At 46.6% G+C, this 25,948-nt stretch carries 28 protein-coding genes and 2 tRNA genes; 25 read left to right on the top strand and 5 right to left on the bottom strand.

Going from position 1 to position 25,948, the window contains the following annotated elements; all coding sequences use genetic code 11:
* The first annotated feature begins 83 nt into the window (after positions 1 to 83).
* From DCO16_RS08305 to sppA, 3 genes are read left to right on the top strand one after another with little or no spacing between them, the layout of a single operon-like run.
* On the top strand, positions 84 to 1,103 hold the full coding sequence (locus DCO16_RS08305; RefSeq protein WP_173943210.1) for an RluA family pseudouridine synthase: 1,020 nt from the start codon (positions 84 to 86) through the stop codon (positions 1,101 to 1,103).
* Between the two features lie 11 nt (positions 1,104 to 1,114).
* Positions 1,115 to 1,783 (top strand): HAD-IIIA family hydrolase, encoded by a 669-nt coding sequence (locus tag DCO16_RS08300; RefSeq protein WP_217426738.1) that lies wholly within the window; start codon positions 1,115 to 1,117, stop codon positions 1,781 to 1,783.
* Between the two features lie 23 nt (positions 1,784 to 1,806).
* Positions 1,807 to 2,766: a signal peptide peptidase SppA gene (gene sppA, locus DCO16_RS08295; protein WP_173943208.1), complete on the top strand. Its 960-nt coding sequence runs from the start codon at positions 1,807 to 1,809 to the stop codon at positions 2,764 to 2,766.
* Positions 2,767 to 2,771: 5 nt separating this feature from the next.
* On the opposite strand, the gene DCO16_RS08290 is transcribed toward sppA, so the two are convergent.
* Positions 2,772 to 3,545, bottom strand: coding sequence for an SAM-dependent methyltransferase (locus tag DCO16_RS08290; protein ID WP_173943207.1), 774 nt, complete (start codon positions 3,543 to 3,545; stop codon positions 2,772 to 2,774).
* A gap of 52 nt (positions 3,546 to 3,597) precedes the next feature.
* Positions 3,598 to 4,218: a Maf family nucleotide pyrophosphatase gene (locus tag DCO16_RS08285; protein WP_254598024.1), complete on the bottom strand. Its 621-nt coding sequence runs from the start codon at positions 4,216 to 4,218 to the stop codon at positions 3,598 to 3,600.
* Positions 4,219 to 4,234: 16 nt separating this feature from the next.
* Between DCO16_RS08285 and DCO16_RS08280 the strand changes: the two genes are divergently transcribed.
* The 17 genes from DCO16_RS08280 to nagZ all read left to right on the top strand — a co-directional run bounded on the left by DCO16_RS08280 (position 4,235) and on the right by nagZ (position 19,645).
* Positions 4,235 to 4,825, top strand: a complete 591-nt coding sequence (locus DCO16_RS08280; RefSeq protein WP_173943206.1) for a YceD family protein — start codon at positions 4,235 to 4,237, stop codon at positions 4,823 to 4,825.
* Between the two features lie 93 nt (positions 4,826 to 4,918).
* Positions 4,919 to 5,098, top strand: a complete 180-nt coding sequence (rpmF, locus tag DCO16_RS08275; protein WP_011902241.1) for a 50S ribosomal protein L32 — start codon at positions 4,919 to 4,921, stop codon at positions 5,096 to 5,098.
* A gap of 81 nt (positions 5,099 to 5,179) precedes the next feature.
* Positions 5,180 to 6,196 carry a phosphate acyltransferase PlsX gene (plsX, locus tag DCO16_RS08270; RefSeq protein ID WP_173943205.1) on the top strand — a complete coding sequence of 339 codons (1,017 nt, stop codon included), beginning with the start codon at positions 5,180 to 5,182 and terminating at the stop codon, positions 6,194 to 6,196.
* A complete protein-coding gene (locus tag DCO16_RS08265; protein ID WP_173943204.1) occupies positions 6,193 to 7,179 on the top strand; it encodes a beta-ketoacyl-ACP synthase III in 987 nt (328 codons plus the stop codon). The genes plsX and DCO16_RS08265 overlap by 4 nt, the downstream gene beginning before the upstream one ends.
* A gap of 46 nt (positions 7,180 to 7,225) precedes the next feature.
* A complete protein-coding gene (gene fabD, locus DCO16_RS08260) occupies positions 7,226 to 8,161 on the top strand; it encodes an ACP S-malonyltransferase (protein WP_173943203.1) in 936 nt (311 codons plus the stop codon).
* Positions 8,162 to 8,199: 38 nt separating this feature from the next.
* The gene (gene fabG, locus DCO16_RS08255) at positions 8,200 to 8,943 is read left to right on the top strand and encodes a 3-oxoacyl-ACP reductase FabG (protein WP_173943202.1); all 744 of its coding nucleotides are present in this window, start codon (positions 8,200 to 8,202) and stop codon (positions 8,941 to 8,943) included.
* Between the two features lie 101 nt (positions 8,944 to 9,044).
* The gene (gene acpP / locus DCO16_RS08250) at positions 9,045 to 9,284 is read left to right on the top strand and encodes an acyl carrier protein (RefSeq protein WP_071464736.1); all 240 of its coding nucleotides are present in this window, start codon (positions 9,045 to 9,047) and stop codon (positions 9,282 to 9,284) included.
* Between the two features lie 31 nt (positions 9,285 to 9,315).
* Entirely contained in the window at positions 9,316 to 10,563 is a 1,248-nt protein-coding gene (fabF, locus tag DCO16_RS08245; protein ID WP_173943201.1) for a beta-ketoacyl-ACP synthase II, read from the top strand.
* 66 nt (positions 10,564 to 10,629) lie between these two features.
* Positions 10,630 to 12,090, top strand: coding sequence for a DegQ family serine endoprotease (locus DCO16_RS08240; protein WP_173943200.1), 1,461 nt, complete (start codon positions 10,630 to 10,632; stop codon positions 12,088 to 12,090).
* Positions 12,091 to 12,235: 145 nt separating this feature from the next.
* A complete protein-coding gene (lepA, locus tag DCO16_RS08235; protein ID WP_173943835.1) occupies positions 12,236 to 14,041 on the top strand; it encodes a translation elongation factor 4 in 1,806 nt (601 codons plus the stop codon).
* Entirely contained in the window at positions 14,041 to 14,847 is an 807-nt protein-coding gene (gene lepB, locus DCO16_RS08230) for a signal peptidase I (protein WP_173943199.1), read from the top strand. The genes lepA and lepB overlap by 1 nt, the downstream gene beginning before the upstream one ends.
* A 4-nt stretch (positions 14,848 to 14,851) precedes the next feature.
* On the top strand, positions 14,852 to 15,643 hold the full coding sequence (rnc, locus tag DCO16_RS08225; protein ID WP_173943198.1) for a ribonuclease III: 792 nt from the start codon (positions 14,852 to 14,854) through the stop codon (positions 15,641 to 15,643).
* A gap of 2 nt (positions 15,644 to 15,645) precedes the next feature.
* Positions 15,646 to 16,584, top strand: coding sequence for a GTPase Era (gene era / locus DCO16_RS08220; RefSeq protein ID WP_173943197.1), 939 nt, complete (start codon positions 15,646 to 15,648; stop codon positions 16,582 to 16,584).
* Between the two features lie 5 nt (positions 16,585 to 16,589).
* Entirely contained in the window at positions 16,590 to 17,324 is a 735-nt protein-coding gene (gene recO / locus DCO16_RS08215; RefSeq protein WP_173943196.1) for a DNA repair protein RecO, read from the top strand.
* Positions 17,325 to 17,336: 12 nt separating this feature from the next.
* Positions 17,337 to 18,116 (top strand): pyridoxine 5'-phosphate synthase, encoded by a 780-nt coding sequence (gene pdxJ / locus DCO16_RS08210; protein WP_173943195.1) that lies wholly within the window; start codon positions 17,337 to 17,339, stop codon positions 18,114 to 18,116.
* Between the two features lie 6 nt (positions 18,117 to 18,122).
* A complete protein-coding gene (acpS, locus tag DCO16_RS08205; protein ID WP_173943194.1) occupies positions 18,123 to 18,515 on the top strand; it encodes a holo-ACP synthase in 393 nt (130 codons plus the stop codon).
* A 53-nt stretch (positions 18,516 to 18,568) separates the two neighbouring features.
* Positions 18,569 to 19,645, top strand: coding sequence for a beta-N-acetylhexosaminidase (gene nagZ, locus DCO16_RS08200; RefSeq protein ID WP_173943193.1), 1,077 nt, complete (start codon positions 18,569 to 18,571; stop codon positions 19,643 to 19,645).
* A 10-nt stretch (positions 19,646 to 19,655) separates the two neighbouring features.
* On the opposite strand, the gene DCO16_RS08195 is transcribed toward nagZ, so the two are convergent.
* The 3 genes from DCO16_RS08195 to earP form a co-directional block, all read right to left on the bottom strand.
* On the bottom strand, positions 19,656 to 20,660 hold the full coding sequence (locus tag DCO16_RS08195) for a GNAT family N-acetyltransferase (RefSeq protein WP_173943192.1): 1,005 nt from the start codon (positions 20,658 to 20,660) through the stop codon (positions 19,656 to 19,658).
* A gap of 83 nt (positions 20,661 to 20,743) precedes the next feature.
* Positions 20,744 to 21,304: an elongation factor P gene (efp, locus tag DCO16_RS08190; protein ID WP_173943191.1), complete on the bottom strand. Its 561-nt coding sequence runs from the start codon at positions 21,302 to 21,304 to the stop codon at positions 20,744 to 20,746.
* A gap of 88 nt (positions 21,305 to 21,392) precedes the next feature.
* Positions 21,393 to 22,463, bottom strand: coding sequence for an elongation factor P maturation arginine rhamnosyltransferase EarP (gene earP, locus DCO16_RS08185; RefSeq protein WP_173943190.1), 1,071 nt, complete (start codon positions 22,461 to 22,463; stop codon positions 21,393 to 21,395).
* Between earP and uvrC the strand changes: the two genes are divergently transcribed.
* From uvrC to DCO16_RS08160, 5 genes are all read left to right on the top strand, one after another.
* Entirely contained in the window at positions 22,462 to 24,378 is a 1,917-nt protein-coding gene (uvrC, locus tag DCO16_RS08180) for an excinuclease ABC subunit UvrC (protein ID WP_173943189.1), read from the top strand. The genes earP and uvrC overlap by 2 nt on opposite strands.
* 47 nt (positions 24,379 to 24,425) lie before the next feature.
* Positions 24,426 to 25,001, top strand: coding sequence for a CDP-diacylglycerol--glycerol-3-phosphate 3-phosphatidyltransferase (gene pgsA / locus DCO16_RS08175; protein ID WP_173943188.1), 576 nt, complete (start codon positions 24,426 to 24,428; stop codon positions 24,999 to 25,001).
* 116 nt (positions 25,002 to 25,117) lie between these two features.
* Positions 25,118 to 25,193, top strand: a tRNA-Gly gene (locus DCO16_RS08170).
* Between the two features lie 49 nt (positions 25,194 to 25,242).
* A tRNA-Cys gene (locus tag DCO16_RS08165) sits at positions 25,243 to 25,316 on the top strand.
* An 88-nt stretch (positions 25,317 to 25,404) separates the two neighbouring features.
* Positions 25,405 to 25,866 carry a hypothetical protein gene (locus tag DCO16_RS08160; protein WP_173943187.1) on the top strand — a complete coding sequence of 154 codons (462 nt, stop codon included), beginning with the start codon at positions 25,405 to 25,407 and terminating at the stop codon, positions 25,864 to 25,866.
* Positions 25,867 to 25,948 lie beyond the last annotated feature (82 nt).

The raw sequence follows: 25,948 nt of genomic DNA, 5'->3' as shown, positions 1-25,948 counted from the left end.
CTAGATCATTGATTATACGGCACAAGTTGAATGACAATGGGGTATTGTTGAGTTCCTCGCTAAGGTGGCGAGAGAAATAAATCATGAAATCCGACCCCATTTCTAATCCCCCGCAGTCAAAAACACCGATTCCCCTAGTTGTCCTACTTCAGACAGTGGGGCCGGAAGAGGCTGGCCAGCGCTTAGATAACTACCTATTACGTTGGGCAAAAGGGGTTCCAAAAAGCCACGTTTATCGCATTATTCGCTCTGGCGAGGTGCGGGTAAACAAAAAGAGGGCAGAGCCGACTACTCGCTTAATTGAGGGAGACATCGTGCGGGTGCCCCCTGTTCGCCTGGCAGAGCCCGCACAAATGGCCGCAGTAAATAGCGCTCAAACCAAGTCTCGAGCGCGCGGGTACTCTGACAAAATGCCGATTCTTTATGAGGATGAGGCTCTGCTGATCGTCAATAAACCCGCTGGTTTAGCAGTTCATGGCGGCTCTGGAATTGTTCTGGGTGTGATCGAAACCCTTCGTATTACCCGTCCCGAACTGAATTTTTTAGAATTGGTCCATCGCTTAGATCGAGATACTTCTGGTGTGTTGCTGCTGGCAAAGAAGCGGAGTGCTTTAGTAGAACTGCATCGACAAATTCGTGAAGGTCAGACAGATAAGCGCTATTACTTGCTTGCACATGGTGAAGTGATTCAAGAGGCAGGTGTCATGCAGCTTAAATTTCCACTGCATAAGTATTTACTAGCGAATGGTGAGCGCCGGGTGCGAGTTGATCCGGATGGCTTGCCAAGTCACACTGCTTTGCGTGTTGTTAAAGTCATGAAACGTGAAAACGCTACCATCACTTTGGCGGAAGCTCAACTCAAAACGGGGCGTACTCATCAAATTCGCGTGCATCTACAAAAGTTGGGTCATGCTATTTTGGGTGACGACAAGTATGGATTTGAGGATCAAGATAAAGTTGTGAAATCCAAGCGTTTGTACTTGCATGCCCACTTAGCGGGCTTTATCCACCCCCGAACCGGTGAAAAGATGCGCATTGAATCTCCCTTACCTCCAGAATTTGCTGCCATGATCAAAACCTTCGAAGTCTCGACTGAAAAATGATGGAAGATAAAGTGCCCGAAAGACGTTATGACCTCATTGTGTGGGATTGGGATGGCACGATTATGGATTCCACGCCAACGATTGTTCAATGCATTCAGCAAGCATGTCGAGACTTAGGTTTTAAAGAGCCAGATGATTCTTTAGCAAGCTCTGTGATCGGCTTGGGTATTCAGGACTCGCTAAGGCGCGCAGTGCCTTGGATTGAGCCAGCACACTTTCCTAAGTTAACAGAGCGCTTTCGTTTTCATTACCTCGCTAAAGACCACGAGCTCCATTTATTTCCAGGGATTCGTGAGCTCTTAGAAAGCTTGCGAGAGGATGGTTACTTATTAGGAGTAGCTACCGGAAAATCTCGCGTGGGCTTAGATCGATCTTTGCAGCATCATCAAATTGGTCATGTCTTTCATGAAACGCGCACTGCAGATGAGTCTTTTTCAAAGCCACATCCTGGAATGCTATTAGAGTTATCCGATGTGATGCAAGTGCCCATGCGGCGTATGTTGATGATTGGGGACACTACGCATGATTTGGACATGGCTGCCAATGCAGGTGTCGATGCTGTCGCAGTAACTTACGGTGCACATCCCCCGCAGACCTTAAAAGAATCTCCTTCTCTTATTCATGTGGATGATGTTGCACAATTATCTCAATGGCTCAATCACAATCTCACCATTAACTAGTTTGTTATCAAGGAATACATCAGATGGATCAATCTCAGCCTGACAATGCAAATCCGAACTGGGAGCGTCAAGCCCTAGAGCATTTGCTACTAGAAAATTTAAAAGAGACTCGCAAAGCGCGCCGCTGGAAAGCAGTTTTGCGGGTACTCACCCTCGTTGTCTTTGTGGGTGTGATCCTGGCGCTCTTTGATTTTGAGATCCCTGGGCGCGGTATGAACTCTGAGAAGCACACTGCTTTGGTAACACTAGAGGGTGAGATCTCTTCCAGTTCTATGGCGAATGCTTTGGACATTAATGCTTCTTTAACCTCTGCTTTTGAGAATCAGCATAGTGTTGGTGTGATATTACGTATCAACAGCCCTGGGGGCTCACCCGTTCAGGCCGGCATGATTAACGATGAGATTCAGCGTTTGCGCAAACTCTATCCCAGTAAACCCTTTTATGCAGTTGTAGAGGATATTTGCGCTTCAGGTGGTTATTACGTTGCGGTAGCTGCGGATCAAATTTTGGTGGATAAGGCTAGTTTGGTAGGCTCGATTGGCGTCATCATGGAAGGCTTTGGTTTTACGGGCTTGATGGAAAAATTGGGTGTCACGCGCCGTATGATCACTGCCGGATCTAACAAAGGGATGATGGATCCATTCTCCAAGGAAAATCCAAAGCAAGTAGAGATGCTCAAAAATATGATCGATGAAATTCATCAGCAATTTATTGATGTTGTTAAAGCAGGGCGCGGTGATCGCTTAAAAGAAACCGCCGATATGTTTTCAGGCCGTGTTTGGAATGGCGAACAAGCTATCAAAGTAGGTCTGGTTGATGGTTATGGCACTGTCGATACCGTAGCACGGGATGTTTTTAAGGCCCCCGATATTCTGGACTACACCATGAAAGAAAACTTTGCGGAGCGCGTAGCAAAACGCTTTGGTGCTGAAGTGGGAACTGCTGCTGGTAAAGCGTTGATCAAGACGCCAGATTTAAAGTAGCCTACCTAAGCTAGCAGTAGAAATACTGCTGGTCGGTTTTGTAGAGAAGTGCAGGCAGCCTCATTCGGAAAGCGCTTACGCCAATCCGCGATAGGTAGCGTTGTAATAGTTTCCGTTGCGAGACTCAGATCCATTCCAATGCAAAGAAGTGACTGGGGCGCCAGCGTATTGAGGCAAGCCATCAGCATGGCGGTATTGCGATAAGGCGTCTCAATCCAAATTTGAGTTTGCTGTAATTTTCTAGATTCGGTTTCTAGGTATTTAAGTTTGGCAATACGATCTTGCGCATTATGGGGAATGTATCCCTGAAACGCAAAGCGTTGCCCATTTAAACCGCTCGCCATTAAACCCAACAGAATAGAGCTTGGGCCGACTAAAGGCTTTACTTTAGCACCCAGTTTATGGGCCGCTAATACTATTTCAGCTCCAGGGTCTGCCACTCCTGGTACGCCCGCCTCTGACATTAAACCCATATCTTTGCCATGCATTAAGGGCTTGAGTAAATCGAGGGGTTTTACAGCATCACCATATTTTGCATTGCGTGCCACTCCACGCCATTCACTCATTTGCATTTCTTGAATACTGCATACAAGTGGCGTAACGCTATCAACGGCTTTCAAAAAAGCCCGTGCAGTCTTAGCATCTTCCACAACCCAATGGACGAGCTTGGCTGTTTGTGCGATGGTTTCTCTGGGTAGAACCCAAGGCAATTGTTCGGCGCGAGACTCATCCCCCAAGGTATTTGGAATTAAAAAGAGGGTGCCTAGTGATGCGCTCATATTTTTGTAAATTCTTTTCAATAACTTTTTTATTTTTTCTTTTGTCGCTACTTTAATCCTGATGTGGGATCGCAAAGCCTGCATTTCTTAATAGGCCGCTCAGAGCAATTAAGGGTAAGCCTATCAAGGCAGTAGGATCATCACTCTTAATACTCTCTAATAAAGCGATCCCCATGCCTTCAGACTTGGCACTACCGGCACAATCATAAGGCTGCTCGGCCAAAAGATACGCTTCCAATGCTGCGTCAGGCAGATCACGAAACTTCACTTCAGTGGGGACATTCAAAGTGGTCTCTTGATAGCCATGCATCAAACACAATGCCGTCTGAAAGGTTACCGTAGCGCCGCGCATGAGTTGCAGTTGCGCCTTTGCCCGTTCAAAGTTTCCGGGCTTACCGATCGCAGCACCGCATAAGTCAGCAACCTGGTCAGAGCCAATCACCCAAGCCTCAGGGTGATCTTTGGCTACAGCCGCCGCTTTTGCTTTTGCTAGCCTCAAGGCTAAATCAGTGGTGGTTTCACCGGGGAGTGGAGTCTCATCCACTTGGGGTGAGACGACTGTAAAGGGAATGCCTAGGCGTTCCAAGAGTTCACGGCGATATACCGAGGTCGATGCCAAAATCAACTTTTTCACTGGATTACCCATCAACTCATATGCTTTCACGAAGGCCATCAATTAGACTCATGCTATGAATCGTAATCAAGTTTTACCTCAAGTTGAACTCTCTTCCGACCCAAGTGCTTTGCGCAAGGTTGATTTTTGTGCCCCCCAGTCGTATAAAGGCGAGGGATTTCTGGAGATTACCGCCCTACCGCGCTTGGCGGAGGAGGCCTCTGCGATTGAATCAGGGGATGGATTTCAGTGGCAGGTCGACACCCATTTTCTGGATTCTCCGGGTTCAGAGCATCGTCAAATCCTTCATTTAGGCTTAAAGGGCTGCATCCGAGTGGTTTGCCAGCGCTGTTTGCAAGATTGCCAACTGGATGTGTCTGAGGTGCGCCAATTTGTGATGGTAGCCAATGAGGATGAAGCGGATGCCTATCCCATGGAGGATGACCAGCAAGAGCCTCTGGTGGCAAGTCAGCATTTTGACTTACTAGAGCTAATAGAAGATGAGATCTTGCTGTCTTTACCCCTGATTCCGAAGCATCCTGAAGGGGCTTGTGAGGCGCACAGTTCCTCATTTGGGTCCCCTGATGAGGCATCTGATCAAACTGAAAAGCCGCAAACCCCCTTTAACATATTGAAAAATATAAAGAAAAATTCTTTAAAAGAGTAGAAATCATGGGTTTACTGTTGGGCTTATTTCAGGATAAATCAAGCAGTTAGCGAATTTTCCATGCTAGAATGTCGCCTTGCTTAGGAGTTCAATATGGCCGTCCAACAGAATAAAAAATCCCCATCCAAACGTGGCATGCACCGTGCGCACGACTTTTTGACCGCACCTGCTACGGCTGTCGAAGCCACTACTGGTGAAGCCCATTTGCGCCACCACATTTCACCAAATGGCTACTACCGTGGCCGCAAAGTTGTTAAAACTAAAAACGACTAATTTCTTAGTCTAAAAGATATAAGCGGCTCCTTTTAAAGCCGCTTTTTCTTTACTTAACCACTTGCTGCAACTACTCATTTTATGAGCGTCACACTTGCGATCGATGCTATGGGCGGAGATCATGGCTTGGTGGTTACCATTCCTGCATCTTGTGATTTTCTCCAAAAACATTCAGACGTCAAAATTGTCCTAGTAGGCAATGCGGAGTTGATCAAGCAAGCCTTGATCGAGTTTCCTCAGGCTCCGATGGAGCGCATTCAGATTATTTCCGCTAGTGAAGTTGTCTTAATGGATGATCCCATTGAGGTAGCTTTGCGTCGCAAAAAAGATTCCTCCATGCGCGTAGCAATTACGCAAGTGAAGGATGGGCTTGCTGATGCCATCATCTCTTCTGGGAACACGGGTGCGTTGATGGCGATCTCTCGCTACATCCTCAAAACATTAGATGGCGTTGACCGTCCGGCTATCGCAGCTGCGATTCCAAATGAAAAAGGCCTTGGTACCACGATGTTGGATTTAGGTGCTAATTCAGATTGTGAGCCGATGCATCTCGTGCAGTTTGCTCAAATGGCCAATGTGATGTTGCAAGTTATTGATGGCATACCCAATCCTTCGATTGGACTTCTCAACATTGGAGAAGAGGTCATCAAGGGCAATGAAGTAGTGAAGCGGACGGGTGAACTACTGCATCAAACCAATTTAAACTTTTACGGCAACGTAGAGGGCGATGATATTTTTAAAGGTACGACCGATATTGTGGTGTGCGATGGCTTTGTTGGGAACGTGGTCTTAAAAGCCAGTGAAGGCTTGGCAAAGATGATGAGCGGCTTGATTAAACATGAATTTAATCGTTCATTGCTGACCAAATTGATGGCAATCTGCGCTATGGTGCCTTTATTGCGTGTTCGCAAACGGGTAGATCACCGTCGGTATAACGGCGCAGTATTATTGGGTTTACGGGGCTGTGTCATTAAGAGCCATGGTTCCGCAGATCGTTTTGCATTTGGCTTTGCTGTAGACCGCGCCTATGAGGCGGCAAAGAATCGCATGGTAGAGCGTATTGCTCAGGCTTTTGTGGTGGAGACAACATCATTATGACGACGTATTCACGTATAGCGGGAACGGGAAGTTACCTTCCTGAGCAGCGCATAAGTAATCAAGACCTAGTGGAGCGTTTGGCTAAGATTGGTATTGAAACAAGCGATGAATGGATTGTGACTCGTAGCGGTATTTCTGCTCGTCACTTTGCCGCAGACAATCAACTCACGAGCGATCTCGCAGTGAGCGCTGCACAAGCAGCCTTAACAGTTGCTGGTTGCACTTCTGAAGATCTCGATCTCATTATTTTGGCAACCTCAACGCCCGACCATTTAGGTGGATTTCCCAGTACGGCTTGTGTGGTGCAAGATAAGTTGGGTGCGCATACCCATTGCGCTGCGTTTGATGTGCAGGCCGTGTGTGCTGGCTTCACGTATGCACTAGCGATAGCGGATGCATTTATTCGAACCGGCACGTATAAAAAAGTGCTGGTACTCGGGGCGGAAACTTTTTCTCGTATTTTAAATTTCGAAGACCGTACTACCTCTGTTTTGTTTGGTGATGGCGCTGGTGCAGTCGTGCTAGAGGCCTCAAGTGAGCCTGGTATATTGGCTACCGCTTTGCATGCGGATGGCAGTCAACGTGATATTTTATGTGTGCCTGGGCGCGCTGGTCATGGAGAAGTGCATGGCTCTCCTTTTATGACGATGGATGGTCCTGCAGTATTTAAATTGGCAGTGAAGGTGCTCGAGCAAGTCGCACATGAAGTTTTGGAAAAAGCCCAATTGAAGCCTGAGCAGATTGATTGGTTGGTGCCCCATCAAGCGAATATTCGGATTATGGAGAGCACGGCTCGTAAGATGGGTATGTCGATGGATAAAGTGATCGTCACTGTCCATGAGCATGGCAATACCTCTGCAGCTTCTATTCCCCTTGCCTTAGATGCGGGCGTGCGCTCGGGCCAAATTCAGCGGGGGCAACACCTCCTGCTAGAGGGTGTGGGCGGTGGTTTTGCCTGGGGTGCAGTAGCTGTCAAGTATTAAATTAGCCACTCATTAAATTTATCAAAATTCATTAGCGATTATTTCTATGACATTTGCCTTTGTATTTCCCGGTCAAGGTTCCCAGTCGGTGGGCATGCTCAATACGATCTCTAATCGTCCTGAAGTACGAGCCACTTTAGAGGAAGCATCAGAATCATTGGGCGAAGATATTGCCAAGCTGATCGCCGATGGGCCAGCAGAAGCACTCGCTTTGACCACCAATACTCAGCCTGTCATGTTGACTGCAGCGATTGCCTTTTATCGTTCATGGCTAGCCGCTGGTGGTGCTATGCCTACAGTAATGGCGGGCCATAGTCTTGGCGAATATTCTGCCTTAGTAGCTGCGGGTGTAATCTCTTTTAAAGATGCTGTTCCCTTGGTGCGTTTTCGCGCGGAGGCAATGCAAACTGCGGTGCCAGTTGGTAGCGGCGGGATGGCTGCCATTCTTGGTTTGGATGATGCGATTGTGATAACGGTGTGTGCAGAGGCTGCCAAAGCTTCTGGTGGTGTTGTTGAGGCGGTGAACTTTAACGCGCCTGGACAGGTGGTGATTGCCGGTGGCAGTGATGCGGTGACAAAGGCATGTGAATTGCTTAAGGCAGCAGGTGCAAAACGTGCCTTACCCTTAGCTGTGTCAGCTCCTTTCCACTCATCCTTATTGCAGCCTGCTTCAGAGAAATTAAAAGCCTACCTTACTGAGATTGAATTCAAAACCCCAGCGATCTCGGTGATCAATAACGTGGATGTGCAGATTTTGCGTGACCCTGCGGCGATTAAAGATGCGCTCGTGCGTCAAGCAGCAAAGCCAGTGCGCTGGCAGGAAACGATTAATGCCATGGCTCAGCAAGGTATTACTCAAGTAGTCGAGTGCGGTCCTGGTAAGGTCTTGGCTGGTCTAACAAAGCGTATTAATGAACATGTTGTTGGTTTGCCTGTGTTTGATGAAGTGAGCCTTAATGAGGCTTTGCTTGCAGTAAAGTAAAGCGTAGCAATAGACAAAAGTAATCTCGGAAGATAACTATGAATCTCGACCTCAGTGGACAAATCGCATTAGTAACCGGCGCATCGCGGGGCATTGGGCAAGCCATTGCTGATGAATTAATGAAATGTGGCGCTAAGGTTATTGGTACTGCTACCTCAGTGGATGGCGCTAAAGCAATTCATGCGCGGCTTGAAGCGAGTGGAGGCCGTGGTGAAGTGCTCAATGTGACTGATCCAAAAGCATGCGAAGACATTATCGATTTGATTGTCAAAGATTTTGGCGGTATCAGTATTTTGGTGAATAACGCAGGCATCACTCGCGATAACCTCGCCATGCGCATGAAAACAGATGAGTGGACCGATGTCATCGACACCAATCTCAGTGCGGTTTTTCGTTTATCACAGGCGGTAATGCGTCCGATGATGAAGGTGCGTACCGGTCGCATTATTAATATCACCTCCATCGTCGGGCATATGGGCAATCCAGGGCAAGCGAACTACGCTGCTGCAAAAGCAGGAGTAACTGGAATGACTCGCGCCTTAGCCCGAGAAATCGGTAGCCGTAACATTACTGTCAATTGTGTTGCACCCGGTTTTATTGATACGGATATGACCCGTGCTTTGAGTGAAGAACAGCAAAATGCCTTGAAAGCAAACATTCCTTTGGCGCGTCTTGGTAGTCCTGAGGATGTGGCCCAGGCAGTCGCATTTTTGGCCTCTCCAGCAGCAGGCTACATCACTGGAAATACCTTACATGTCAATGGCGGCCTCTATTTAGCCTAAGAACAAGCGGGATTTGGTCATTTTTTGGCGGATTTGCTAAATAAGCCCGCCAAGCTGATAAAATCCTTTTCATCGTTTTTTTACAACCCTTGGGGGATTTAATGGATAACATCGAACAACGCGTTAAGAAGATCGTCGCTGAGCAATTGGGCGTCGCTGAAGGGGATATCAAGAATGAATCTTCTTTTGTGAATGACCTAGGAGCAGACTCTCTTGACACTGTTGAGCTCGTGATGGCTTTGGAAGATGAATTTGGTATCGAGATACCAGATGAGGAAGCTGAAAAAATTACTACTGTTCAGCTCGCTATCGATTTTGCTCAATCTAAAGCTCAGGGTTAATTCCCGAGCTTTTTAGTACAAAACGAATACTGTGTCAGCATCAAATGGCCGTCGCCGGGTTGTTGTTACCGGTTTAGGCCTTATTTCACCTGTTGGTAATTCGGTTGATGTAGCTTGGTCTAACGTGCTTGCGGGCAAATCAGGCATTGCTACCATCACGAAGTTTGACCACACCCCCTTAAGCGTACATTTCGCTGGAGAGGTAAAAGATTTCAATGTCGAAGAATATGTGTCCGCTAAAGAAGCGCGGCACATGGATACCTTTATTCACTTCGGGATTGCGGCGGGAGCGCAGGCTATTCGAGACAGCGGTATTCAAGTCACTGAAGAAAATGCTGAGCGTATTGGTGTGATGGTGGGCTCTGGTATTGGTGGTTTACCTATGATTGAAGAGACCGGTGCTGAACTTTTGGCTCGTGGTCCTCGAAGGATTTCTCCATTCTTTGTGCCAGGCTCCATCATTAATATGATTTCGGGGCACCTCAGCATCTTGTTTGGACTGAAGGGTCCTAACGTTGCTGCAGTTACTGCCTGTACAACGGGTTTGCATAGCATTGGCTTGGCAGCACGCTTAATTCAGTATGGCGATGCAGATGTTATGGTCGCTGGTGGTGCGGAATCGACTATCTCTGCATTGGGTGTTGGCGGATTTGCTTCAGCCCGTGCCTTGTCTACACGCAATGATGACCCTGCAACAGCTTCACGTCCTTGGGATAAAGACCGTGATGGTTTTGTATTAGGAGAGGGCGCTGGCGTTGTTGTGATTGAAGAGTACGAGCATGCCAAAGCACGTGGTGCAAAAATTTACTGTGAGTTGTTAGGCTTCGGTATGAGTGGTGACGCTTATCATATGACTGCTCCTAATATGGACGGCCCTCGTCGTTGCATGGTCAATGCAATGCGTGATGCTGGCCTGAATGCAGATCAGATTCAATACATTAATGCGCATGGTACATCTACCCCTCTGGGTGATAAGAATGAAACCGGCGCCATTAAGGCTGCACTTGGCGATCATGCTAAGAAGACCCTAATTAATTCCACCAAATCGATGACGGGTCACCTTTTAGGTGGCGCAGGCGGGCTAGAGTCGGTATTTACTATTCTGGCCCTGCATCACCAAAAATCCCCACCGACCATCAATATCTTTAATCAAGACCCTGAATGTGACTTGGACTACTGCGCCAACACAGCTCGCGATGTCAAGATTGACCATGCCATTAAAAACAACTTTGGCTTTGGGGGTACTAACGGTACCTTGATTTTTGGCAAATTGCCCTAATATCTATAGTTAGTCCTTTCCTAAGGTCATTTAATTGGTTTTTACCAAGCAGGTCTCTATAGCATTATGAAAAAGTACTTTATTGCGCTCCTAGCGCTCCTGACAATTGTTAGCTTTGGACAAACTCCGATAGTCTCGGCGGCCTTCGCACAGGCTCCGCGGCTATCCATTCCTGACTTTGCTGATTTAGTGGAGCGAGCTAGTCCTGCCGTAGTCAATATTCGCACTACGGAGAAAGTAGCCGCTCAGTCTCAAGGCGGTATTCCCGGTATGCCAGAGGAACAAGCAGAGTTCTTTCGGCGTTTCTTTGGAGTGCCTATCCCAGGATTACCGGGCGGTCCAAAACAAGCACAGCCAAAACCTGGCCAACCTCAAGAAGCTGACCGTGGAGTTGGCTCTGGTTTCATTATTGAATCCAATGGCTTGATTCTGACCAATGCCCACGTGGTTGAAGGCGCCAATACGATTTATGTCACTTTGACTGATAAGCGCGAGTTCAAAGCCAAATTATTGGGTCTTGATAAGCGTACTGATATTGCAGTCCTTAAAATTGAAGCCCGTGACTTACCAAAGTTAGCGCTCGGTGATTCATCCAGAGTGAGAGTGGGTGAATGGGTTTTAGCGATCGGATCTCCATTTGGCCTAGAGAACACAGTGACTGCGGGAATCGTATCTGCTAAGAGTCGTGATACCGGCGACTATTTGCCATTTATTCAGACGGACGTAGCAGTAAACCCGGGTAACTCTGGCGGACCGCTCTTAAATACTGCCGGTCAGGTCATTGGTATCAACTCCCAAATTTTTAGTCGTTCAGGTGGGTATATGGGCATCTCTTTTGCCATCCCGATTGATGAGGCGATGCGCGTTGCCGACCAGTTGCGTACTAATGGAAAAATGACACGTGGCCGTATTGGTGTGGCCTTAGGTGAAATCACAAAAGAGATTGCGGAGAGCTTAGGCCTAGGTAGGCCTCGCGGTGCTTATGTGCGTAATGTAGAGCCTGGTGGTCCTGCAGCTGCTGGCGGTATCGAATCGGGAGATGTCATTCTGAACTTTAATGGCCGTGATATTGCCAAGTCCACAGATCTTCCTAGAACTGTTGGGGATACCAAGCCAGGCACTACCTCGACCGTTCAGGTTTGGCGTAAAGGCGGTACCAAAGATTTAATGGTGACCGTGGTGGATGCTGAAGCCAGTCAAGCACCCGTCAAAAAATCCGAAGGCTCCAGTTCTGGCAGTGGCAGTACTAACTCTAATTCTCTTGGGGTAGCTGTAGCTGAGTTATCCGATGCCAAGAAGCGGGAGCTGAGTATTCGAGGGGGTGTTGAGGTAACTAGCCTAGGCGATGGCCCTTTAGGCCGTGCAGGGGTTCGTTCAGGGGATGTGATTATTCGGATTGCCGATACGGATATCAGTGGGGTAAAGCAGTTTGAGACCCTAGTGAAGGGTTTAGATGCCAATAAAGCGGTGCCTATCTTCATTCGACGTGCCGATAGCACCCTTGTCATTCCAGTAAAGCCAAAATAGGCTAAAAACACGGTTTTTCTAGCAAAAAAATGGGTTTGGTGCTGATTTAGCGCCACCCATTACAATCCTTATAAGACGACTTTTTGCAGCGCATCATGGTGGTGTGTTCTGACAAGGCGTTTTTTGAATGACCAAACAAGACGCCATGGATCTCATCCGCAATTTCTCTATCATCGCCCACATCGATCACGGTAAATCGACGCTAGCCGATCGTATTATTCAGCATTGCGGTGGTCTGTCTGACCGCGAGATGGAAGCCCAAGTTCTGGATTCAATGGATATTGAGCGTGAGCGGGGTATTACCATCAAGGCCCAAACTGCCGCCCTGTTTTATACATCCAAAGATGGCAAGACCTACAACATTAACCTGATTGATACGCCAGGGCACGTCGACTTTTCTTATGAAGTTAGTCGCTCACTATCCGCATGCGAAGGCGCATTGTTGGTAGTGGATGCCAGTCAAGGTGTAGAGGCGCAAACCGTTGCGAATTGCTATACCGCTATTGAACTCGGTGTAGAAGTTGTGCCCGTACTCAATAAGATTGACTTGCCTCAGGCTGACCCTGAGCGTGCCAAACAAGAAATCGAAGATGTTATTGGCATTGATGCTACGGACGCAATGACCTGCTCTGCAAAAACAGGTATGGGTGTAGTCGAAGTCATTGAAGAGATGATTCGGCGAGTACCACCGCCAACAGGCAGTGCTACTGAGCCATTACAAGCTTTGATCATCGATTCATGGTTTGATAATTACGTTGGTGTAGTCATGCTAGTGCGGGTTGTGAACGGCACACTCAAACCTAAAGACAAAATTACCCTGATGGCTAATGGCTCTTCACACTTAGTAGAGCACGTTGGTGTATTTAGTCCTAAGTCAGTCGATCGTCCGGAGCTGAGCGCCGGTCAAGTAGGTTTCATTATTGCTGGGATTAAAGAACTCAAGGCTGCCAAGGTGGGGGATACCGTTACCCATTCTTCTGGTCAAGTGGGTCGCACACCAGCGCTCGTACCTTTGCCTGGATTTAAAGAGGTGAAGTCCCAAGTCTTTGCAGGACTCTATCCTGTAGAGGCGAGTGAGTATGACCAATTACGAGAATCACTTGAAAAGTTAAAGCTCAATGATGCTTCACTACTCTATGAGCCAGAGGTATCGCAAGCGTTAGGATTTGGTTTCCGGTGTGGCTTCTTAGGCTTACTGCATATGGAGATCGTACAAGAGCGCTTAGAGCGTCAGTACGATATGAGTCTGATCACTACTGCACCTACTGTTGTCTATCAAGTGCAGCAATCAGACGGTACGATATTGATGGTGGATAACCCATCCAAGATGCCTGAAGTCAGCAAGGTAGAGACCATTCTTGAGCCTATCGTGACAGTCAATTTATACATGCCACAAGAGTATGTTGGCTCAATCATTACCTTATGCGTTGGTAAGCGGGGTATTCAAACAGATATGAATTATCTGGGCCGCCAAGTAAAGCTCACTTATGAGTTACCAATGGCAGAGATCGTCTTGGATTTTTTTGATAGATTGAAATCCATCTCGCGTGGTTATGCCTCGATGGATTATGAATTTAAAGAATATCGTCCCGCCGATGTAGTCAAGGTCGATATCTTGATTAATGGCGAGCGTGTTGATGCCCTGTCCGTCATTGTTCACCGCAGTAATAGTCAGCATCGCGGGCGTGAGGTGGTCGCTAAAATGCGCAACATCATTCCCCGTCAAATGTTTGATGTGGCAATTCAGGCGGCGATCGGTAGCAATATCGTTGCTCGCGAAAACGTGAAGGCCTTACGTAAAAACGTACTAGCCAAGTGTTACGGGGGTGATATTTCTCGTAAGCGTAAGTTGCTAGAGAAGCAAAAAGAAGGTAAGAAGCGCATGAAGCAGGTTGGTAACGTCGAGATTCCACAAGAGGCTTTCTTGGCAATTTTGCAGGTGGATGATTAATGAACTTTGCACTTATTCTGTTGATCTTGGTAGTTATTTCCGGTATCGCTTGGGTTGCCGATAAGCTGCACTTCGCACCCCAAAGACGCGCTGCTGGAATTGATCGCATGCCCCTCTGGTTAGAATATTCAGCCAGTTTCTTCCCTGTCATTTGCGCTGTATTTGTATTACGTTCCTTTATTGTTGAGCCGTTTAAAATTCCATCGGGCTCCATGATTCCGACATTGCAAATCGGTGATTTTATTGTGGTGAATAAATTTACCTACGGTATTCGTTTGCCTGTGATTAATCAAAAAGTCATTGAGTTGGGCTCACCGAAACGTGGTGATGTTGTAGTGTTCCGCTATCCCCGTGATGAATCCGTTGATTACATTAAGCGTGTGGTGGCGATTCCTGGCGATACGGTGCTCTATCAAGATAAGCGCTTGACGGTCAATGATCAGCCCTTGCAATACAGTGGCGGAGAATCATATCTTGACCCGGAAAATATGCGGTACGCCAAGCGCTATGCAGAATCATTTCCTGCAGACTTAGGTGGCAACAAGCATGAGATTTTAAATGACCCCGATCGTCCAGCGGGAAGCTTTCCTGCCGAGCGTTTTCCAGGGTTTGAGAATTGCGAATATCAAAATGCAGGCCTTCGCTGTAAGGTGCCTGCAGGCCATTATTTTGTAATGGGGGATAACCGAGATAATAGTGCTGATTCTCGTTTCTGGGGATTTGTTCCTGAGAAAAATCTGGTAGGTAAAGCTTTTTTTGTTTGGCTCAATCTAGGTAATCTGGGCCGCATCGGTGGCTTTGAGTAAAGCAATGAACGCCCGCGCTGTGATCGAAACTGCGCCGCTTCAAGAGCGGTTGGGGTATACGTTTAAAAAACTAGAGCTCCTCAATCAAGCGCTCACACATCGTAGCCACAGCAAAAAGAATAATGAGCGACTTGAATTTCTAGGGGATTCTATTTTGAATTTCGTCGTCGCAGAAATGCTTTACGAGCGTTATTCAGATTTAGATGAAGGGGATTTATCCCGTGTGCGCGCTAATTTAGTTAAGCAGCAGGCCTTATACGAGATAGCACAAACTTTATCGCTTTCAGATTACTTACGCTTAGGTGAAGGAGAGTTAAAGAGCGGGGGTTTCCGTCGTCCCTCTATTTTGGCTGATACGCTCGAGGCCGTAACAGGCGCCATCTTTTTAGATGGAGGTTTTGAGGCGGCTAAAACCTGTTTGCGCAAACTCTATTCGATTATTTTGGCTAACGTTGATCCTAAGACCTTAGGTAAAGATGACAAGACGCTATTACAAGAGTGTTTGCAAAGTTACCAATTGCCTTTGCCAACTTATAACGTTACTGGTACAAGTGGAGCCGCTCATAATCAGCAGTTCGAAGTAGAGTGCGTGATACCCAATTTGAAGTTGGCCGTAAAAGGTGAGGGCGCTTCAAGACGTGCTGCAGAGCAAGCAGCCGCTAAGCTCGCTTTGGTTGTGGCACAAAAAGCACTACCTCAAGAATTAGGTAAGCCCAAAAAAACTCGGTCAGCCAAAAAGAATGCAGCAAAAAAAGTAGCTACTGAAGAGCAGTTAAATCTTAAGCTGAAGGGCTAATCGTGTTTAGATGCGGCACTATCGCCATTGTCGGACGTCCCAATATGGGCAAATCGACCTTACTCAATGCTTTAGTTGGTCAAAAGATCAGCATTACTTCGCGCAAAGCACAGACCACACGCCATCGCATTCTAGGGGTACAGAATCGCGAAGCAGCGCAATTTATTTTTATTGATACACCGGGTTTTCAGACGCGTCTGATGAATACCTTAAATAAAGCCTTAAATCGCACCGTGACTACGGCATTGCAGGATGTCAATGTGGCTTGCTATGTTGTCGAGGCTGGCTATTTTGGTGATGATGATAAAAAGGTTTTGCGTCTTCTGCCGAATGATTTGCCTGTCGTACTGGTATTAAACAAACTGGATTTATTCAATAGCCGTTTTCAGACGCCCTCTGAACGTGATCAAGCCTTACTCAACTTTATGAAAGAAATGAGTCAGCCTTGGAGTGTGCTCGGTGGACATGAGGATCAGGGCCAATGCGAATTTGCTGAGATCGTACCGATGAGCGCCAAAAGTCCGGGTGATATCGTGCGCTTATTAGATGTGCTGGAGGGCTATTTGCCTGAGGCAGAAGCGGTTTACGATGTCGATACAGTGACGGATCGCAGTGAGCGATTCTTGGCCGCTGAGATTCTGCGTGAGAAAGTCTTCCGCTTTACAGGGGAAGAGTTGCCTTATACAAGTACTGTGGTGATCGATCAATTTAAGATGGATGGCAAGATGCGCCGAATTGCCGCAACTATTTTGGTAGATCGTGATAGCCATAAAGCCATGATTATTGGACAAAAAGGGGAGCGCTTGAAAAAGATCTCTACCGATGCCCGTATCGATATGGAAAAACTCTTTGATGGCAAGGTTTTCTTAGAAACCTGGGTGAAGGTCAAACGGGGTTGGGCTGATGATCGTGCTGAGTTACGGGCGCAGGGTCTAGAGTAAATTTCATGGCTTCGATTCGTATTAATGACGAACCTGCTTTTGTATTGCACAGTATTCCCTATAAGGAAACCAGTTTAATTCTGGATGTCTTTACCCGGCAGTATGGCCGTATGGCCTTAATTGCCAAAGGCGCTAAGCGTCCTCACTCCACACTTCGCCCTGTTCTACAACGCTTTCAGCCTTTATTGGTTTCGTGGAGTGGTAAGTCTGAGCTTCGCACCTTAACTAAATCAGAGTGGGTAGGTGGTACACCCGCACTCGTAGGTGACGCATTACTCTGTGGTTTTTATCTCAACGAGTTGCTCGTTAAATTTCTAGCTCGTGAAGATGAGCACGAGAAACTCTATGATCATTACACCCACACTATCTCTGCCTTATCTAATCTTGAGTTTGAATCCAAGGGACTAGAGGAAATTCTGCGGCCGTTTGAATTAACATTGCTTCAGCAAACAGGCTATGCAGCAGCCTTAGACCATTGTGTGGAGAGCAACAGTACTCCAATTTCAGGTGAGCAATATGTCTATCAGCCGGAGCGGGGAGTTAGGCCTGCTCAAGGAGATGATCCAGGGCATTGGCCTGTATTGAGTGGTAGATCCTTACTAGCCATTGCTGCAGGTGACTTTTCTGCTGTAGAAACACTTTCTGAGAGTAAGCAACTCATGCGTTTTTTGCTCGGATTACATCTCCAGGATCAAGTGCTTACTACCCGCCAGATTTTGATTGACCTCAAGAAAATCTAGTAAGCTACTGTAATGAGTGCCACATCTACTAATGCCCCAAAGCTTGAGCTTGGTATCAATATTGATCACGTAGCTACTTTGCGTAATGCGCGCGGCACGATCTATCCAGACCCCTTAAAGGCAGCTCGTCTTGCTGAGGAAGCGGGCGCAGATCTCATCACCTTGCATTTACGTGAAGATCGTCGCCATATCAAAGATGCTGACCTATTGGCCTTGCGCCCTTTAATTAAAACCCGTATGAATTTAGAGTGCGCTGTCACTCCAGAGATGATTGATATTGCCTGCCGAGTAAAACCGCATGATGTATGCCTTGTTCCAGAAAAGCGTGCGGAGGTTACTACAGAAGGGGGCTTAGATGTACTGCGTTATTTTGACGCTATTAAAGAAGCTACTGCAAAACTTAAAGCTGCTGGCATTCGGGTATCTTTATTTATTGATCCCGAAGAAAAGCAAATTCAGGCTAGCAAAGAGCTTGGTGCGACGGTAGTGGAGTTGCACACTGGCCGTTACGCAGATCTTGCGGGCGAGGAACAGATGAAAGAGTTAGAGCGCATTAGAAGAGCGGCTCAGTATGGCGTGGGCATTGGCTTGCGTGTCAATGCGGGGCATGGTCTTCATGAAGGTAATGTCATGCCTATTGCTTCGATCACTGAATTCTCTGAGCTCAATATTGGACACGCGATTGTTGCGGAGGCTCTTTTTAAGGGTTGGCAGACGGCAATTACAGATATGAAACACCTCATGGCTCAAGGCCGAGGCCGAGCCCTCCCCCAATCTAAAACAAGATTCTGATTGCTGATGATCATTGGCATTGGCACCGATATTTTGCAGATTGTGCGTCTTCAGGCAGCTTATGATCGTACTAACGGACGCTTAGCTGAAAAAGTGCTCGGGCCTGATGAGCTGATCATCTTTAAACAACGACTCGCCAGAAATCATAAGCGTGGCATCGCTTTTTTAGCTACCCGCTTTGCCGCAAAAGAGGCTTTCTCAAAAGCCATTGGACTAGGTATGAGAATGCCTATGACGTGGCGTTCTCTGCAAACGCTTAATGAACCCAGTGGTAAGCCCGTAACTTCTTATCTAGGCGCACTCGCTACTTTCATGCAAGAGCGGCAGTGGGAAGCTCAAGTCACTGTAAGTGATGAGCAGGATATGGCGATTGCTCATGTCATCGTCCTCCAAAAGTAAAGTCGTGCAACGAAAGCATTGAGTAAATCACCTATCCATTTAAGAGAATATCGATGAGCAAACTGATGATGCGCCCGGGCCCCGTGACCTTAGATGTCGCTGGTCTTGAATTAAATGCTGAGGATCGTCGTCGCATCAATCATCCCCTGACTGGGGGCGTCATTCTATTTGGCCGAAACTTTTCTAATCGTAAACAACTCAGTAAACTCACTGCAGATATTAAGAAACTCAGGCCTGATGTATTGATCTCTATTGATCATGAGGGTGGGCGCGTGCAGCGTTGCAGAACCGATGGATTTACCCATCTGCCTGCTATGCGTCATTTAGGTCAGCTGTGGGCTGTAAAAAGTCAGAGTACTCATGCTGCAGAATCGGCTGCAACTGCAATGGCGGCAACTACAGCCTGTGCTTACATACTGGCCTCCGAACTCAGAGCTTGCGGTGTCGACTTAAGCTTTACCCCTGTACTTGATTTAGACTTTGGTCGTAGTGCGGTAATTGGAGATCGATCATTTGGTAGGGATCCCCAAATAGTATTTGCCTTAGCTAAAAGCCTGAATGAAGGCTTGCGTTTGGCGGGTATGGCGAACTGCGGTAAGCACTTCCCAGGTCATGGTTGGGCAGAAGCAGACTCCCACGTAGCTATTCCAGTGGATGAACGTTCTTTACATCAAATACTGAATGATGATGCTAAGCCCTATGATTGGTTAGATCTCAGCTTGACAGCAGTGATGCCTGCACATGTCATTTACCCTCAAGTAGATAAGCAACCAGCAGGCTTTTCAAAGATTTGGTTACATTCTGTATTGCGTCAAGACTTAGGTTTTGAGGGTGTGATCTTTAGTGATGATCTCTCTATGGAAGGCGCGAGTGTGGCTGGCTCAGTTGTAAAGGGTGCTGAGCTCGCCTTAGATGCAGGTTGTGACGCAGTGTTGATTTGTAATCGACCTGATCTTGCAGATCAACTTTTAAGTAAGCTTACCATCTCCAAGGCAAAACAAGCGGATTCTATGAAGCGCTTAAATCGCTTGATGCCACAGTCTGCCGCAACCCCGTGGGAAGCTTTACAAGATGAGGCTCAGTATCAGCATGCTAAAGGCTTGCTAAAACAGCTGAAGTTAATCCAATAATCACTAAAGCTTAGTTTGTTTTGCTTACTCTAGCCCACTCATCGATGACATATTTTTTAACGAGTTCACCTTCTTTTCTTGCGCAATGAATTGTATCGATGTCTACTTTTTGATATATTTTTTGGAGTCTTAATATATCTTTATGATTTCGGTAGTTTGGGAGCCATGAGCCCCAAAAAAATCCGATGTCTTCTAGTGCTAAATACGCATTTGCTGCAGCCTCTAGTTCAATGGGGAGATCAAGATAAATAGAGGCAACATTTGATAACTCAATTTCATTTAATGTATTTTTAACTACAGTATTAAAGTCTTTCCCAATATGGCTAATTGAAATATTTGCCGTTTGGATGTCTACATTAATTGTGGCCTCTAATTTAGTAACACCGCTACCGTCTTTATTTGGGCTAAGTATGCTTCTTTGCAAATTTAAACTCTGAGCCAAATTTTCTAAATGCTCAATATGTTGACTTGGTAAAAAAATGATATGCGGATGATCCTGGATAGGCAAATAAAAGGTTAGTAAGGACATTCTAGTTTGCTGAAAATTTTCTAAATCTTGCATTACTAGAGTGGGGGGAACATCTCCAATAAATAAACCAGTTTCTATTGCGTTAAATGAAATCATTTCCTTTTGGCTATAGGGATGGTTAGTAACGCACTCAGTCCAAAAGCCCACTAAATTTAATTCCTTTGCTACTTCAATCCGTTTCTTGGCCATTAACTCAGCGATATGGTGCCCTCTAAAATCAGGATCAACCATCATCTTTCCTGCTTCTGGCGAGGTATTATCACTGCTATCAAAAGATAGGGCGCAATGACCAATGATTCGACCATCATCTAATCTGGCAACAACAGAGTGCATTAATTTTTTCTTAATAACTCCTTCCAATTGGACCACGTCATACATTACTGGATTAGGGTAACTTTCACCATAACAGCGCTGGACACATTCAATTAGTCTTGGTAGATCATCTATTGTGATCAGTGAAATTTCTGGGCTAAGATTTATATTCATAATAAAAGTGTTGAGCTTATTACGCATTAGACAGTAAAGCCCAGCATGCTGGGCTTTACTGTCTAATAAACATTCCTAAACCCTTAGTTTGCGCGACTGCGATACTCCCCAGTGCGCGTATCAATCTCAATCTTGTCACCTGTGTTGCAGAATAAAGGCACTTGTAATTCATAGTCGGTGGCCAGTCTGGCAGTCTTTAATACTTTGCCCGAGCTTGTATCACCCTTAACTGCGGGTTCTGTGTAAATGATTTCACGAACTAAAGAGTTTGGCATTGCCACAGAGAGTGCTTTACCTTCGTAGAACACTACCTCACAGGGCATACCTTCTTCAAGGTAGTTCAAAGCATCGCCCATGAACTCAGACTCAACCTCATATTGGTTGTATTCAGTATCCATAAATACATACATCGGATCTGCAAAGTAGGAATAAGTACATTCTTTCTTATCCAAGATCACGATATCAAACTTATCATCTGCTTTGTATACGCCTTCGTTCGGCGCACCACTGAGTAAGTTCTTAAATTTCATTTTCACAACGGATGAGTTGCGGCCTGAGCGGCTGTATTCCGCCTTGAGAACGACCATAGCATCTGTGCCGATCATTACTACGTTACCTACGCGGAGTTCTTGTGCTGTTTTCATCTTGCTAGCCCTGATTGCAGAGTTATTGATCTGCGGTTTTTATCAAAAAGAAGATTGTAACCGCCTTGGACGGCTATGCGCCTTAGGATCAGGCTACAAAGTCGATGAGACGGGCAGCGAGGCCTCCATCAGCCTGTTTTTCCAGTAAATCTGCATACCAAGCCTTGGCATGCGTATTCCAGGGTTCCAGGCTGCCAATCCATTGACTGGGCATTGCCCACGTCATCGCAGCGATGATGGCAAGTCTCAGACCTTGATCTGCCCCTACAAGATATAAATCTAAGAATGCGGCGAGTTTTACTTCATGGGCACGATCTTCCTGAGGATAAATGTGCCATATGAAAGGCTTGCCTGCCAGTTGAGCTCGAATAAAGGAATCTTCTCCCCGAACGACATTAAAGTCACATTGGGAGAGTACCCAGTCATATTCATCTTGAGAAACAAATGGAATAGAGATCAGTTGTACGTGTTTGGGAAGATCAATTCGCTGTCCAGTACTAAGGCGTAATTGTTCTAGTTGACCAGCCGTCATAACAATATCGATATCTTCACCCAAAGTGGCTAGATCTTCTAGCCACTTTAGTAGCGGTGCACCTGGGTAGCAAAAAACGCTCATCCGTTTTGTCTTTGGACGTAATCTTGCCCAACTACTTTGTAGCTTCTCCGGGATTGGTGTAGCACTACTGCTTAGTTGCTTCGGTAGGGGGTCAATCAAAATTCCCCCTGTAGTAGCTTGGAATCCTGGAAAGAAAAAGTACTTCGCTATGCCATGTGCTTGAGGGGAGGCTTTCCCATGAAAATCAACAATCCACGGCTCGGCACTGAGATACTCTAAATTAATGATGATCGGTTTTTTGGTGGCAATCAGGAGTCCTGCGATATATCGTTCCGGTAGATCGCAGCCGAAGGCTTCAATTACGACATCCGGGGTTGTGACGGCGTGGCGGTTGTTGCTTAAGCTTGCTTCCCACGGCAGGAGTTCAATCTTGGCTTTGATATTTGGATCAACGCCAGAAGCGAGTAAATTAAGGGTTGGTAAGTCATCACAAAAAATTCGTACCTGTTGGCCGTGAAGACTTGTTAAGCTTCTCGCTAGACGCCAGCAAATACCAGCATCACCATAGTTATCGACGATTTGACAGAAAATATCCCAACGCATGAGTAATTCGCTTTTTGAAACCCTTCAGCAGGATGTTAAACGGCTACCCGGACTACCGGGGGTGTATCGCTTCTATGATGAGGTGGGACATATTTTGTATGTCGGTAAAGCGCGCCACCTCAAAAAACGTGTTTCTAGTTACTTTCAGCGTACCCAACTATCACCGCGTATCGCGCTAATGGTGGGCAAAATCGCTCGTTATGAAACCACGGTAACACGCTCAGAAACAGAAGCCCTCATTCTAGAGAACAATCTGATTAAAGAGTTAGCGCCCCCGTTTAATATTTTATTTCGGGATGACAAGTCTTACCCCTATGTGATGTTAACAGGGCACCAATTTCCCAGGTTAGCCTCTTATCGCGGGAAAGTGGATAAGCGTAATCATTACTTTGGACCTTTTCCAAATTCATGGGCTGTGCGTAATAGCGTGCAGATACTACAAAAAGTCTTTCGTTTACGCACCTGTGAGGATTCTGTGTTTAAGAACCGCAGCCGTCCTTGTTTATTACATCAAATTCATCGTTGCAGTGCGCCTTGTGTGGGCCGCCTCAGTGTTGAGCAGTACAAACAAGATGTAGCGCAGGCTACGCGCTTCTTGGAGGGTGATCATAGCCGTGTTTTATCTGAGCTTGAGAAAGAAATGCATGCCTACAGCGAAGCCATGGAATTTGAGATGGCCGCGGTATTACGCGATCGCATTACTGATCTCTCTGGTGTATTACAGCAGCAGTCTATGGATACCGTGGCTGATGGTGAGGGTGATGTAGATGTCATCGCAGTGGCGCAAATGGAAGGTGTGGTGTGTGTGAACTTGGCCATGATTCGAGGGGGCCGACATCTAGGTGATCGTGCTTATTTCCCTAAAGGTTTACGCACTACTGCTGGTGAACTCCCGCCCCCTACTGAAATTTTGGAAGCATTTATCGCACAACATTATTTAGAAGAAAAGCCCGCAGATAGCGAGGCTTCCCCCAACCTCATTCCTCCCGTACTGATTCTGAATCATCCACTGCAAAGAGCCAGTGATGATGGTTTAGAGCTAGATGAAGCCTCACCAGAAAGCTTGCATGACTTATTAAATGCACAGGCTGGGAAGCGCATTACCTTTTTGCATCAGCCTCAAGGGCAGAGGCGTCATTGGTTAGCGATGGCAGAAGGTAATGCCAAAATTGCGATTGCTAAACGACTGGTTGAGACAGGTGGGCAATTGGCTCGAGCCCGTTCATTGGCCGATATTCTGAGTTTGGAGTTAGAGAGTCTGGAGCATTTGCGAATCGAATGTTTTGATATTAGCCATACATCGGGGGAGGCGACTCAAGCCTCATGCGTGGTGTACGCAAAAAATGTAATGCAAGCAAGCGAGTACCGCCGCTTCAATATTAATGACATCACTCCGGGAGATGATTACGCCGCAATGCGGCAAGTCTTGCAGCGCCGCTACGCTAATTTTCAGGAGTTACCAGTGGAGAAGATGCCACAGGTCATTTTGATTGATGGAGGTAAAGGGCAAGTAGAGATGGCAAGGCAAGTTCTCTCAGAGTTTGGAATGGATATTAGTTTGATTGTGGGCGTCGCTAAAGGCGAGGGCCGGAAGGTGGGTTTAGAAACCCTCATCTTTGCCGATGGCCGCAAGGCCCTCGAATTAGGTATTGATAGTGCAGCATTACTACTCGTGGCACAAATTCGTGATGAGGCTCATCGATTCGCGATTACAGGTATGCGTGCTAAGCGTGCAAAAGCCAGAATGGTTTCTCAGCTGGAGGAGATAGAGGGCATTGGTGCCAAGCGCCGCCAGAAGCTTTTAGCCCGCTTTGGAGGGCTCCGGGGTGTATCAAATGCCACCATTGAAGAAATCGCGAGTGTGGAGGGAATTTCCACAACTTTGGCAGAGCAGATTTATCGACAGCTACATTGATTTCTCAGTATTCGTGGATTATCGGTACATTGGTTTATCCTTGAGTTATGCCTTTTAATCTACCGATTGCTTTGACCTGGTTGCGTGTTGCCGCAATTCCGCTATTGGTCGCAGTCTTTTATTTACCAGGTAATTGGTTGACCCCATTTGAGAAGAATCTGATTGGGACCATTATTTTTGTCTTTGCAGCCATCACCGATTGGTTAGATGGTTTTTTAGCGCGCCGTATGAAACAAGAGTCTGCGTTTGGTCAATTTTTAGACCCTGTCGCGGATAAGTTAATCGTGGCTGCTGCATTGTTGGTGCTCTTGAATATGGACCGTGTGCAGGTCTGGGTTGCCCTCATCATTATCGGCCGTGAAATCACGATCTCAGCACTTCGTGAATGGATGGCGCTCCTAGGGGCTGGCAAAAGTGTTGCAGTGCATATGGTCGGTAAGCTGAAAACAACCGCACAGTTGGTGGCTATCCCCTTCCTACTGCTTAATGACACCTTATTTGGATGGCTAAATTGCGCGCAACTGGGCACTTGGCTGATATGGATTGCATCCTTCCTAACACTATGGTCAATGTTCTATTACATGCAAAAAGCCTTGCCTCAATTAGTGGAGAAGGGTAAGTAAAGACGGCAGACCCATTTAAGACAAGGCTCTCGCTATGACTGGCCAAACTAAAGTCTTGCCCTCCTTAGGGAATAATGCCCAGTCTGCAATTGTTTGTTAAACTGTTGCCCTGTTATGCGGGAATAGCTCAGCTGGTAGAGCGATACCTTGCCAAGGTATAGGTCGGGAGTTCGAACCTCCTTTCCCGCTCCAAGTTCGATGGGAAGCCCTGAAAAGCTTCCCATTTTTGATTTTGGTTAATGGCGCGTTGGCCGAGTGGTTAGGCAGGAGCCTGCAAAGCTTCGTACGGGGGTTCGATTCCCTCACGCGCCTCCAGTAATGTCGCTTGACGATTACGGAGCATCACCTTTAATATTTTTAATGAAGAATAGTAATTAATTTGATTTACGACTAGGGCGAAAAAATGACTCCATACCAGCGACTCAGCACCTCAGTTGCAGCATTGATGCTCTCTGCACTCTTAGCTGCCTGCGCATCTTCTGGAGATTCACCTACTGGAACGCCAAGTGAAGTTCAAGAAATTCAGGCGCAACTATTGGGTGACATGCCTTTGCCTGCTGCCTCCAAAATTATTGGTCCGGATTCACTCATCATTGGTCGCGGTGATAACTGGGTAGGTCGCGTGGTGTTATCGGGCGTCCAAACTCCAACAGATATTTACGCATTCTTTCAGGCTGAGTATCCTAAGGCTGGCTGGACCACAATTAGTGCAGTGAAATCTAAAACGAGTATTTTAGTATTTACAAAAGGGGATCGCACATCCACAGTAGAACTCACCGAAGGCTCTCTCACTGGTCCAAAGACTATCATTACGATTACTGCATCACCTAAAAATGCAAACGTCGTTGCGCCGAGTAAAAAATAGGGTAATACGTAATCCAGTCACCGGGTAGCTTGACGAATAAATAGCAATAAAAAAAGGCCTCTAACAAAGAGGCCTTTTGCTA

The sequence above is a fragment of the Polynucleobacter antarcticus genome, assembly GCF_013307245.1.
GTDB classification, from domain to species: domain Bacteria; phylum Pseudomonadota; class Gammaproteobacteria; order Burkholderiales; family Burkholderiaceae; genus Polynucleobacter; species Polynucleobacter antarcticus.
The sequence above is the reverse complement of the archived record's forward strand: the minus strand, read 5'-3'. Positions and strand labels throughout refer to the sequence as shown.